Origin of the sequence: Streptomyces beijiangensis (genome assembly GCF_017315755.1) — a bacterium.
GTDB lineage: Bacteria > Actinomycetota > Actinomycetes > Streptomycetales > Streptomycetaceae > Streptomyces > Streptomyces beijiangensis.
The window spans coordinates 1-10707 of the sequence record NZ_JAFLRJ010000498.1 but is presented as its reverse complement, the minus strand read 5'-3'; the positions used below and the strand labels follow the sequence as shown (position 1 = coordinate 10707).

Below are 10707 nucleotides of genomic sequence, written 5' to 3'. Positions count from 1 at the left end.
GCGCTGCGCGTCAGCGGGCCGCGTGCGGGCCGCCAGCAGGTCTGGCTCGAAGGCCGCGACACACCGCTCGATGCCGACCTGGTGATGCTGACCGTCGGTCACCTCGACGCCGAACTCGATCCGGAACAAGCCCAGTTGGCGGACTTCGCCGAACGGCACGGTCTGATCCATCTGCCGCCGGACTTCACCGCGGACTCCGACCTCTCCGCCCTCCCGGCCGGTGAGCCGGTCGTCGTCCGCGGTGAAGTCCGGCGGCAGATGGATCAGACCGTGCCGTTCGGCGAAGTCCGCCAACTGGGCTTGTTCCGGATCGAGTTCGGCGTCGAGGTGACCGACGGTCAGCATCACCAGGTCGGCATCGAGCGGTGTGTCGCGGCCTTCGAGCCAGACCTGCTGGCGGCCCGCACGCGGCCCGCTGACGCGCAGCGCCCTGGTCCTGTGCACCCGCACGGTGACGGTCGGCGGGAGCGCGGCGACGGCCTGCTCGTACACCCAGCGCAGATAGGCGCCCTGGGCCCGCCGGTCGGGGAAGTGCTGTCCGTCGAGCCCGGCCCATTCGGCGAGGGTGGGTCCGGGGCGCACCGGGCCTTCGAGGGGCTTGGACGAGGAGTCGGTGAACATGGTGACGTCCTCGGCCATGGAGTTCATCCAGAGCAGCGGCGACTGCTCCTCGCGCCATATCCGGCCGCCGCCCGGCGGAAAGGGGTCGACGAGATGGATGTCGAGCTCCCGGTCCCCGTACAGATCGGCGGAGTTGGCGGCGAGCCGCTCCAGGAAGCCGGTCCCCCGCGGACCGGCTCCGACGATCACCACCGAGGGCTTCATCGGGTGCCCCGCCCGTAGTGCCGCTCCAGGTAGTACTGGCCGACGGAGAGCAGGGAGGTCACCGCGACGTACCAGAGGGTGGCGACGAGCAGCAGCGGGACGACCTGGTAGGTGCGGTGGTAGACGAGCTGCACGGAGTAGAGCAGGTCCTGGACGGCGATGATCGAGACGATCGAGGTGCCCTTGAGGGTGCCGATCAGCATGTTTCCTGCGGGCGGCACGATGGAGCGCATGGCCTGCGGCAGCACGATCCTGTGCAGCCGGCGCCACCGCCCGAGCCCCAGCGACTGGGCGGCCTCGATCTGGCCGCGCTCGACGGAGAGGATCCCGCCGCGCACCACCTCGGCGGCGTACGCGGCCTCGTGCAGGGTGAGGCCGATGACGGCGACGGCGACCGGGGAGAGCAGATTGACGGTCTTCACGCCCAGGATCTGCGGATAGAGCGCCCCGATGTTGAACCAGAACAGCAGCTGGACCAGGATCGGCGTCGACCTGAAGAGCCAGACGTAACCCCAACTGACGCTGCGCAGAACGGGGTTGTCGGAGAGCCGCATGATCGCGAGCAGTGTGCCGAGTACGAAACCGAGCGCCATGACGAGCGCGGTGAGCCAGAGGGTCAGCCCGAGGCCGCGCAGGACGGCCGTGGTGGCGAAGTAGTCGCCGACGACTCCCCACTGGAAGGCGTCGTTGCGTACGACCGAGTTGACGGCCAGTGCGAGCAGCACCAGGACGGCAACTGCCGCCGCCCACTGGCCGGTTCTGCGGACGGGGACGATGCGCAGCGCGCTGCCGTCGAGCTCGGCGGGCGGCGGTGCGGGGGAAGGTTTGGCGAGGGTATCCGGCGACGCGGACATAGGAAGGCTCCGTGGATGCTGAGATCGAACACGGGTGACGCCTTCACACGAAAATCACGGTGGACCGAGCCCCTCAGCACGATCCGCCTCCGAGAGTACGGCCCCACTTCGGCCCGCTGTCAAGGGTGTCCGGATGGTGAGCATCACGTCTCAGCGTGGTTGACGGGGAAACGGATGCCTGTTCCACTGAGCCCATGCATTCGCAGCAGTGGCTGGTCACGCGCTCCCACATCGACTTCGGTCGAGTGTGGTCCTCTTCCTGTTGAGCTGACTCCCTGCCCTGCCCCCGCGCACCTTCGCGCCGCTTTTCCCTGCCTTCACACGCATCGCACCACCCTCCCCTCGCTCTCCCCTGACTTCCTTCTGCCTGCTCGAACGAAGGGCGCGCATGACGCTCTCCCCGAGCCGTGGTTCCGCGCTGTCCGTGCACCGGACCACGGTCGACGACCCCCTGGCCCGCCCGCTCCTCGATGAGCTGGCCCGTGAATACGTCACCCGTTACGGATCCGCCTCCGACCTGGAGCGTTATCCGTCGGTCGAGTTCGCCCCGCCCGGCGGATCCTTCCTGCTGCTCCTGGAGCGCGGGGAGCCCGTCGCCGGAGGCGCGTACCGCCAGTACGACGGCTCGACCGCCGAGCTGAAACGCATCTGGACGCACTCGGCCCACCGGCGCCGGGGGCTGGCCCGGCGTGTTCTGCACGTACTCGAAAGAGACGCGGCGGACCGCGGTTACGGGCGCATCTATCTGACCACCGGTCCGCGTCAGCCCGAGGCCAAGGGCCTCTATCTGGCTGCCGGTTACCGTCCGCTCTTCGATCTGTCCGCAGATCCGGAGTCGATCGGCCCACTGCCGTTCGAGAAACATCTGGAGAACCCGCAGCCATGAGCAGCACCACCCGAATCGGCGCAGCCTTCGCCCTGATCACTGCGGCCGCACTCACCCTGACAGCCTGTGGCTCGGGCGATCCCGCGACCACAGGGGCCGACGCCAAACCGGCGGCCGACGCCGCGAAGATCCCCACCGACGACGTGGTCACGTCGGTCGCGAAGAACGAGGCCGCGGCGGCGCTGCTGCCCGCCGACGTGCGCGAGCAGGGCACGCTCCGGATCGCCACATCGGTCGGCGGAACCCCGCCCGGCGCCCTCTATCTCCCCGACGGCAAGACGATCGTCGGTCAGGACATCGACTTCGCCGACGCTGCCGCCAAGGTGCTGGGCCTGAAGCTCCACCGCGAGGCGGCGAGCTTCGAGGCGATCCTGCCGGCGCTCGGCAGTGGCAAGTACGACCTGGGGACCGGCAACTTCGGCGTCACCGACGAGCGGCGCAAGGTCATCGACTTCGCGACGTACATCAACGACGGCCAGGGCTTCGCCACCCGCAAGGACAGCAAGCTTCAGAAGATCACCGACCTGGTCCAGCTGTGCGGGCTGAACGTGGCGACCGGGGCAGGGACCACCTTCGAGGCGACCCTGGAGAAGAACAAGAAGGTGTGCGCGACGGCCGGAAAGAAGGAGTACAGGGTCCAGACGTACTCCGACGGGGGCGCACTGTGGATCTCGCTCCAGCAGGGCCGCAGTGATGTGGTGATGTCGACCATCAACGGACTGCGGTTCGCGGTGGAGCAGCAGCAGGGCGTCAAGTTCCTCAATGAGTTCCACCGGCTGGACGTGGGCTTCGCCTTCAAGAAGGGGAGCAAGCTCGCTCCTGCCTTCCAGGCCGCGGTGAACCAGCTCATCAAGGACGGTACGTACGACCGCATCCTGAAGAAGTGGCGCACCAGCGAGTCGGCGATCAAGGAGTCGCAGATCTCGCCGCCCGAGGTCAAGTGACGTAGCTGCGGAAGGGGGCCGGCCCGCACCCACGGACGGTCCGGCCCCCCTTCCCCGCGGCGGGACTAACGGGCCAGCGCCCTGGCCCGTCCCCCGCCGGTCCGTGCCGCGAGGTGCTTGCCGATGACCTGGTCCATCAGGGCGGCGAGCACATCGCGTACGGAGCTGCGGTCGCGTGCGTCGCACGCGACGACCGGGACCCGGTCCCCGAGGCCGAGGGCTTCCCGCACCTCTTCGACATCGAAGTGCTGGGCTCCGTCGAAGCGGTTGACGGCCAGGACGAACGGCTCGTCGCGCTCCTCGAAGAAGTCCAGTGCGGGGAACGAGTCCTCGATCCGCCGGGTGTCCGCGAGGACCACCGTGCCGAGCGCGCCCTCCACCAGGTCGTCCCAGAGGAAGGAGAACCGGTCCTGCCCCGGCGTCCCGAAGAGATAGAGCACGATCGACGAATCGAGCGTGATCCTCCCGAAGTCGAGGGCGACGGTGGTCGTCGTCTTGCCCTCCACTCCCGCGAGGGAGTCGACACCCACCGAAACCTGGGTGATCGCCGCCTCGGTGTCCAGCGGCTCGATCTCCGAGACCGCACCGATGAATGTCGTCTTGCCGACTCCCAGACCGCCGCTGACCACAATTTTCACGGCGAAGGGCACGGACTTGTCAGAGCGCCCGGACATGGTCCCTGATCCTCTCGAGCACATGGAGCGGAAGCTCCGTCGGCTGCCGGCTGGCCAGCAGTCCGCCGACCATCAGGTCGGCGATGAGTACCTTGGCGACCCCGAGCGGCACTCCGATGCCGTCGGCGACCTCGGCGACCGTCTTGGGTTCTGCACACAGCGCCACGATCCGCTGCCGTTCGAACTCCAGCCCAGGGCCCCGTACATGGGCCTCTTCGACCGCGACGACCAGCGTCTCGAGCCGGAGCCCCGCCTGCACGGGCTCCGACCGTCCGCCGGTCATGATGAACGGCCGTACGAACAGCGCGTCCTCGGCGGAATCCTCGCTCACCGTGGCAGCACCGTCCGCAGATCGGCGATGAGCGTCGGGTTGAGCAGGTCGCCCGCGCGCTCGGAGAGTACGGCCATCTCATAGCCGACCAGGCCGAGTTCACCGCTGCTGTCGGCCAGTACGCCCAGACAGCTGCCGTCCCTGATCGCCGAGACGAGCAGGAACCCCCGCCCCATCTCGATCATGATCAGCTTCACGCCGTCGAACTCGTAGCGCCGCGAGGCACTGCGCGCCAGGCTGGAGAGTCCCGAGACGATCGCCGAGAGATGGTCGGCGTCGGTGCGGCCGAGTCCTTCGGAGACCGCGATCAGCAGCCCGTCGGACGAGACCGCCACCGCGTCGCGCACGCCGTCGGTGTTCCGGACGAAGTTGGCGAGGAGCCAGTTGAACGTTTGCGAGTCGTTGTGCACATCGACGGTCACTTGGCACTGTCCTTCTCGGCCCGGTCTGCCTTCTCGGTCTTCTCGGCTTTCTCGGCCTTCTCTTTCTCCTTCTCGACGCTGATGCCGCCGCGCAGGTGGGAGCTGCGGAGCGTCGAGAGCATCCCGGAGATCTCCTCCGGGCTGCGGTCGGGCGTCGGCTCGGCATCCTGCTGCCAGCGCGGCGCCTCGCTCTCGCTGACGGCCGAGGGAATGCCGCTGCGCTTGGGCCGCTTGACGAGTCCGTTACGGGTACGGGCCGCGCCGTTGGAGGCCGCGGGCCGCTCGTCCTTCGCCGGTTTCACCGGCTTCACCGCCTTTTCAGGAGCTGCGGGACGCGTGACGGGGCCCGGCGCCGCGGAGTCCTCGGTCCGCGGACCGGGCACCACCGCTGCTGTCTCCTCCGCCAGCAGGGTGGCCGGGATCAGTACGCGTGCGACGACTCCGGCCGCGGGCGCCTCCCCGAGCCGTACCTCGATCCCGCACTTCCTGGCGAGCGCGCCGACCACGAAGTGGCCGAGGAACCTGGTGGGTTCGGCCATGAAACTGGCCGTGCCCGAGAGCCGTACGTTCGCCTCGGCGAGCCCTTGCGCGTCCATGCCGAAGCCATGGTCGACGATCGCGATGAGATATCCGGCGCTGGTACGGCGCCCCTCGACCTCCACGTCCGAATCGGGCGGCGAGAAGCTCAGCGCGTTCTCGACCAGTTCGGCGAGGAGGTGCGCGATCTCGGAGACGACGGACCCGCTGATGTGGGCGGGCTCGACGCGGCGCAGGGTGACGCGCCGGTACTCCTCCACCTCGGAGAGCGCGGCCCGCAGCACATCGGTGACGGTGAGCGGAGTGGCCCAGGTGCGCGGCGAAGACTCCCCGGCGAGAACCAGCAGGCTCTCGGCGTTGCGCCGCATACGGGTCGCGAGGTGGTCGAGCTCGAAGAGGTTGGCGAGCGTCGCCGGGTCGGCGTCCTCGTGCTCCAGCTTGTTGATGAAGCTGATCTGACGGCGTACCAGGTTCTGGTTGCGCCGGCCGAGGCTGACGAGCGAGTCGGTGGCGTTCCGGCGCAGTACGGCCTGCTCGGTGGCGAGGTCGAAGGCGGCCCGCTGGACCTGGTCGAAGGCGTCGGCGACCAGCTTGACCTCCTCGCCCGTACGGACGGGAAGGGACAGCGGCGCCGGCGGCTGCGGCCGATCGCCGCCCGCCGACTGCACCCGGGCGACGGCCTGCGGCAGCCGGCTGCCCGCCACGTCGCGCGCCTGCCGGGCGAGGCTGTCGAGCGGCCCGGACACCGACCGTACGCAGCCGAGCGCCAGCCCGCCGAGCGCGGCGACAGCGCCGACCGCTACCAGGGCGAAGATCAGCAGCTGCTGGAGGGCGTCGCCCTCCAGCGTGTCGGCGCGGTCCTTGATGTCGGCGCCAATCGAGATCTGCACCGTACGCAGCCCGTTGATGGCGGAGGTCATCGCGGTCCACCAGTCCATCGCCGCGAGGTCGCGCTCCGACAGCTTTCCGCCGCCGTGCACGGCCACCGACTCGAAGCCCAGTGCCCGTACGGCGTCGGGCGTGGCGAGCGCACCGGCGAGCCGGTGCTGCTGGGCCGCGGTGGCCGACTGGGGGAAGGACTCCAGGGCGGCGAGCCGTCCGGAGCGGATCTCCATGAAGCGGCTGTAGTCGTCACCGCGGAACCGTCCGGCACGGACGGACCCGAGGACGATCGCACGCTCCTCCCCCATGAACTCCTTGGAATTACCGAGCACTTGGAGCGCCTGGTAGTCCTTGCGGAGCCGTCCGTCCCGTACGTCGTCGAGCCCGAGGCCCAGACGGTTGAGGACGGTGATGGTGGAGGTGAAGTAGTCGAAGGTCTCGGCGACCTTGCCACTGCCGTTGTCGGCGGAGCTACGGATTCCGGCGAGCCCGTCGAGGCGGCTCATCTCGTCGCGTACGGAACGAGCGGCTGGATCGTCCCGTCCGGTGAGAGCCTGCTCCAGCACGGTCCGAGCGGTGTCGGTGGCCGTGCGCTGGGCGGGGATCCTGGCCCGGAACTGGCCCACCCCGCCGACGTAACCGGTGGTCAGTCCACGTTCCTTCTGCAGCTCGTGGACCAGACCCTGCAGGGTCACTTCGAGCCGTGCGTTCTGTGCGGTGGCGGCCGCGTTCCGGTATCCGCCGATCTGCTGCCCCGCCGAGATGCCGAGCAGCGTCAGCAGCAGGACGAGAGAGAGCACGAGGATCCGGAGGAGCCGGGCGCGAATGGTCCGGGGACCGGAGAGCGTCGCGCGGCGCATGCCTGGGAGACGGCGGAGTACCGCCGTCGATGTGTCTGCTTCCACTGATAACCCTTAGGAGGGAGCCAAGTGACGGTTGGGCAGAAATGGTTCTGCGTCCAGGCCAACGAGGCTCACGATCCAAGGGTCACCCGATCATCGGCTTGTTTTACCGGGCCGAAACACGATGTACGGGTCGGCCCAGGTCCGTGCGTTACGGGCCTGCGGACCGATCCGGATTGCATACGACCGACGGCCGAGGCGCCCGGTCAGCAACCGTCGCACGGGCAACAGCAGTCGCACCCGTCGCAGTCGCAGCCGTCACAGGGACAGTCGCAGCCGTCGCACCCGTTGCAGCAGCCCTCGCGCCTCTTGCGCGACCAGGGCCCTTCGTAGTCGTTGGCACAGCACACCTGGCAGGTGCAGAACAGCCCGACGGCCATCGCGCACCCGGCCAGAAGCCCGCGCTTCTTCGAGGGCTTCTCCGGCTCCTCGTCGAAGCCGGGCGGCGGCGGTCCGAAGGGGCTGGGCGTCGGCGTCCGGTGCGCACAGCTCGCGCCGAAGGCCCGGTCCACGGACCGCTGCAGTTCGTGTGCGAGCAGGACGTGCGCCAGTTTTCCGTCCGAGCTGTGCTTTTCCGGGGGGCGACCCCCGGCACCCCCGATACCCGCGTCGCGCAACGCGAGACGGATCCCGTGCAGCGCGTCGTCGCAGAGCCGTCGCGCCTCCGCCAGGTCCGTGCCGGTGGCGGCGAGAGGGTTCCAGGCACCCGACGCGGCGTCAGTTTCCCGGTCCTCCACGGCATCCAGCAGATGTGCGAGCCGCCCGAAGAGCCGTCCGGCCTCGGCGAGCGGTGCCGCGTTCCCCGGCCGCCCGGCGAGAACGGCCGTGTGGGCGAAGGCTGCAGCGGTGGCCGTCTCGGTCGGCTCGGTGACGGTGAGCAGCGGGGTTCCGGGCCCCGCGAGTGCCTCGATCCCGGTCTGCCGGTCGACGGCGTCGACGAGCACCGCCGTATCGAAGCCGAGAGCGGCGCCGGTACGGGCGCCCGCGCGGTCCCAGCCGGCGGCGACGCGGCGGGCCGCGGCGGCCACGGGACGGCGGGCCAACCACCCGTCCCGGTCGGCGACGTGGTCGCGTACCTTCGCCGAGGCCAGTACCAGGGAGACGGCGGCCGCGAGGCGCGCACCCTCGCCCTGCGCCACGGGCGCGGTGCGCATCCCGCGCAGCGGGCAGGGGCCCGCGGTCCTGCGCCATCCTGCCGACCGCTCGGACTGAGCCTCCGTCAGAACCGAGACGATCAGGCCGTCGTAGTTGGTGACGACGCGCGCGAACTGTCCGTGGTCACCGCGGAGCGCCAGGCACAGTCCGCAGAGATGGGCCATCCACTCGGTCTTCAGGCCCTCGGTGAGCCGGTGCGTACAGGGCCTGACGATTCCGAACACAGCGCTCCCCCGAGCCTCGTTCAACAGTGCGCCATGCATCGTATCGAGTGAACCGTTCACCCGTACGTCCCCACCGTCACCCACATGGCCCGAGACATCTTATTTTCATCCTGTCAGCAGCCGTACTCAGGAAGATCCCTGACGAACCACCACAAGTTCTGCACCAGTACCGTCACGAATCACCTGCGCGGCGACTATCCACTTGGCGCGGGATCCGCATCATGGACGACCATAGGGGTGCGGAACGCAGACAGACCGCGGTGAAAGGAGGCGTCCATGGGTTCGGTACGCAAGGCGAGTGCCTGGCTGGGGCTTGTCGAGAGCAGTGACGACCGCTACTACGACGACGAGTACCCGGAGGGGACCGAGACCTCTGGTGGCGAGACGTGGGCGACCGACCCGCGTGTGCGGGTGGTCTCCGACGCGGCCGAGGAGAAGGGCCGCAGAATCGCCACGATCACACCGGACGGCTTCCGGGACGCTCGCTCCATCGGCGAGATGTTCCGGGACGGCGTCCCGGTGATCATGAACCTCACATCCATGGAGCCCGCCGACGCCAAGCGCGTGGTGGACTTCGCCGCGGGTCTGACCTTCGGTCTGCGCGGTTCCATCGAGCGCGTGGCGACCAGGGTCTTCCTGCTGACCCCCGCCGACACGCAGATCGTCAGCGGGGAGTCCGCGGGCCGCGCCAACAGCGGCTTCTTCAACCAGAACTGAGCTGGGTGAGGTCAGCTCATCGGAAGGCATCCAGGCCGGTGAGCGCCTTGCCCAGCACCAGCTGGTGCATCTCGACCGTGCCCTCGTAGGTGAGCACCGACTCGAGGTTGGTGGCGTGGCGCATGATCGGGTACTCCAGCGAGATCCCGTTGGCGCCGAGGATCGTCCGCGAGGTGCGGCAGATCTCGATCGCCTCGCGCACATTGTTGAGCTTGCCGAAACTGACCTGCTCGGGGCGGAGCTTCCCCGCGTCCAGACGCCGGCCCAGATGGTGGGCGAGCAGGATCCCCTTGTGCAGTTCGACGGCCATATCGGCGAGCTTGGCCTGGGTCAGTTGGAAGCCGCCGATCGGCTTCCCGAACTGCTCGCGCGTCTTGGAGTACGCCACCGCCGTCTCGAAGCTGGAGCGTGCGGCGCCCATCGCGCCCCACACGATTCCGTAACGGGCGTGGCTGAGGCAGCTGAGCGGACCCTTCAGCCCGACGACCTCCGGCAGCGCGGCGTCGGCGGGCAGCCGCACGTCATCGAGGACCAGCTCGCTGGTGACGGAGGCGCGCAGCGACCACTTGTGCTTGATCTCCGGAGCGGAGAAACCGGCCACGCCGGTCGGTACGACGAAGCCGCGGATCCCCTCGTCGGTCTGGGCCCAGACCACGGCGACGCCGGCCACCGACCCGTTGGTGATCCACATCTTGCGCCCGTTGAGCACCCAGTCGGTGCCGTCGCGCTTGGCGCGGGTCTGCATGTCGCCCGGGTCGGAGCCGCGGTCGGGCTCGGTCAGCCCGAAGCAGCCGATGATCTCGCCGGCCGCCATGCCGGGCAGCCACTGCTGCTTCTGCTCCTCGGAGCCGAAGCGGTGGATCGCGTACATGGCGAGCGATCCCTGTACGGAGACGAGCGAGCGGATCCCCGAGTCCGCGGCCTCCAGCTCCAGACAGGCCAGCCCGTACTGGACGGCGCTGGCGCCCGCGCAGCCGTAACCCTCCAGGGACATCCCGAGCGCCCCGATGGAGCCGAGTTCGAGGGCCAGTTCGCGAATGTCGGGCAATTCGCCCTTCTCGTACCACTCGGCGATGTGCGGCAGGACGCGGTCGGCGGCCCAGGAGCGGACGGTGGAGCGGATCGCGAGGTCCTCGGCGCTGAGCAGATCGTCGAGACCGAGGAGATCGGCGGGGTCGAAGGGCGGCAGTTTCGAGGATGCGGACATGGCAGGACCTCCGACGGTTCGCCTAAAACTAGCACTGCTAATTAATGACGTGCCCGAGATTACGGCGCAGGCACCTGCACGTCCAGGCAACGTCAGCCAAGATAAGCCCCTCCGGCGATTGAGGAGCGGGGTCTGGGGCGGAGCCCC

11 protein-coding genes are annotated in these 10707 nt (G+C 69.1%); 3 read left to right on the top strand and 8 right to left on the bottom strand.

The genetic code is table 11. The annotated features are described in order from the left end of the window. Both J0695_RS35945 and J0695_RS35940 read right to left on the bottom strand, forming a co-directional pair. The coding region (locus J0695_RS35945) for an FAD/NAD(P)-binding protein (protein WP_206968975.1) at window positions 1-825 on the bottom strand (825 nt) is incomplete at its 3' end. Further along, window positions 822-1679: an amino acid ABC transporter permease gene (locus J0695_RS35940; protein WP_206968974.1), complete on the bottom strand. Its 858-nt coding sequence runs from the start codon at window positions 1677-1679 to the stop codon at window positions 822-824. The genes J0695_RS35945 and J0695_RS35940, both read right to left, overlap by 4 nt. A gap of 388 nt (window positions 1680-2067) precedes the next feature. Here J0695_RS35940 and J0695_RS35935 point away from each other — a divergent pair, with 388 nt between their 5' ends. After that, complete coding sequence (locus J0695_RS35935) at window positions 2068-2565, top strand: GNAT family N-acetyltransferase (RefSeq protein WP_206968973.1); 498 nt, start codon at window positions 2068-2070, stop codon at window positions 2563-2565. Further along, complete coding sequence (locus tag J0695_RS35930; RefSeq protein WP_206968972.1) at window positions 2562-3509, top strand: ABC transporter substrate-binding protein; 948 nt, start codon at window positions 2562-2564, stop codon at window positions 3507-3509. The genes J0695_RS35935 and J0695_RS35930 overlap by 4 nt, the downstream gene beginning before the upstream one ends. 65 nt (window positions 3510-3574) lie before the next feature. On the opposite strand, the gene J0695_RS35925 is transcribed toward J0695_RS35930, so the two are convergent. From J0695_RS35925 to J0695_RS35905, 5 genes are all read right to left on the bottom strand, one after another. Continuing rightward, window positions 3575-4183, bottom strand: coding sequence for a GTP-binding protein (locus J0695_RS35925; RefSeq protein ID WP_206968971.1), 609 nt, complete (start codon window positions 4181-4183; stop codon window positions 3575-3577). Beyond that, a complete protein-coding gene (locus J0695_RS35920) occupies window positions 4167-4514 on the bottom strand; it encodes a DUF742 domain-containing protein (protein ID WP_206968970.1) in 348 nt (115 codons plus the stop codon). The genes J0695_RS35925 and J0695_RS35920 overlap by 17 nt, the downstream gene beginning before the upstream one ends. After that, window positions 4511-4936, bottom strand: a complete 426-nt coding sequence (locus J0695_RS35915) for a roadblock/LC7 domain-containing protein (protein ID WP_206968969.1) — start codon at window positions 4934-4936, stop codon at window positions 4511-4513. Before J0695_RS35915 ends, J0695_RS35920 begins: the two co-directional genes overlap by 4 nt. Next, entirely contained in the window at window positions 4933-7215 is a 2283-nt protein-coding gene (locus J0695_RS35910; RefSeq protein ID WP_206968968.1) for a sensor histidine kinase, read from the bottom strand. The genes J0695_RS35915 and J0695_RS35910 overlap by 4 nt, the downstream gene beginning before the upstream one ends. A 248-nt stretch (window positions 7216-7463) precedes the next feature. Continuing rightward, window positions 7464-8636 (bottom strand): DUF5685 family protein, encoded by a 1173-nt coding sequence (locus tag J0695_RS35905; RefSeq protein WP_307798873.1) that lies wholly within the window; start codon window positions 8634-8636, stop codon window positions 7464-7466. Window positions 8637-8912: 276 nt separating this feature from the next. On the opposite strand from J0695_RS35905, the gene J0695_RS35900 reads away from it, so the two are divergent. Next, window positions 8913-9353, top strand: coding sequence for a cell division protein SepF (locus J0695_RS35900; protein ID WP_206968966.1), 441 nt, complete (start codon window positions 8913-8915; stop codon window positions 9351-9353). A 16-nt stretch (window positions 9354-9369) separates the two neighbouring features. On the opposite strand, the gene J0695_RS35895 is transcribed toward J0695_RS35900, so the two are convergent. After that, complete coding sequence (locus J0695_RS35895) at window positions 9370-10560, bottom strand: acyl-CoA dehydrogenase family protein (RefSeq protein ID WP_206968965.1); 1191 nt, start codon at window positions 10558-10560, stop codon at window positions 9370-9372. Between the last annotated feature and the right edge of the window lie 147 nt (window positions 10561-10707).

Bases quoted from the DNA above. Each gene is read 5' to 3' on its own strand.
- J0695_RS35940 (WP_206968974.1), bottom strand. From the start codon at position 1,679: ATGTCCGCGTCGCCGGATACCCTCGCCAAACCTTCCCCCGCACCGCCG.
- J0695_RS35935 (WP_206968973.1), top strand. From the start codon at position 2,068: ATGACGCTCTCCCCGAGCCGTGGTTCCGCGCTGTCCGTGCACCGGACC.
- J0695_RS35930 (WP_206968972.1), top strand. From the start codon at position 2,562: ATGAGCAGCACCACCCGAATCGGCGCAGCCTTCGCCCTGATCACTGCG.
- J0695_RS35925 (WP_206968971.1), bottom strand. From the start codon at position 4,183: ATGTCCGGGCGCTCTGACAAGTCCGTGCCCTTCGCCGTGAAAATTGTG.
- J0695_RS35910 (WP_206968968.1), bottom strand. From the start codon at position 7,215: ATGCGCCGCGCGACGCTCTCCGGTCCCCGGACCATTCGCGCCCGGCTC.
- J0695_RS35900 (WP_206968966.1), top strand. From the start codon at position 8,913: ATGGGTTCGGTACGCAAGGCGAGTGCCTGGCTGGGGCTTGTCGAGAGC.
- J0695_RS35895 (WP_206968965.1), bottom strand. From the start codon at position 10,560: ATGTCCGCATCCTCGAAACTGCCGCCCTTCGACCCCGCCGATCTCCTC.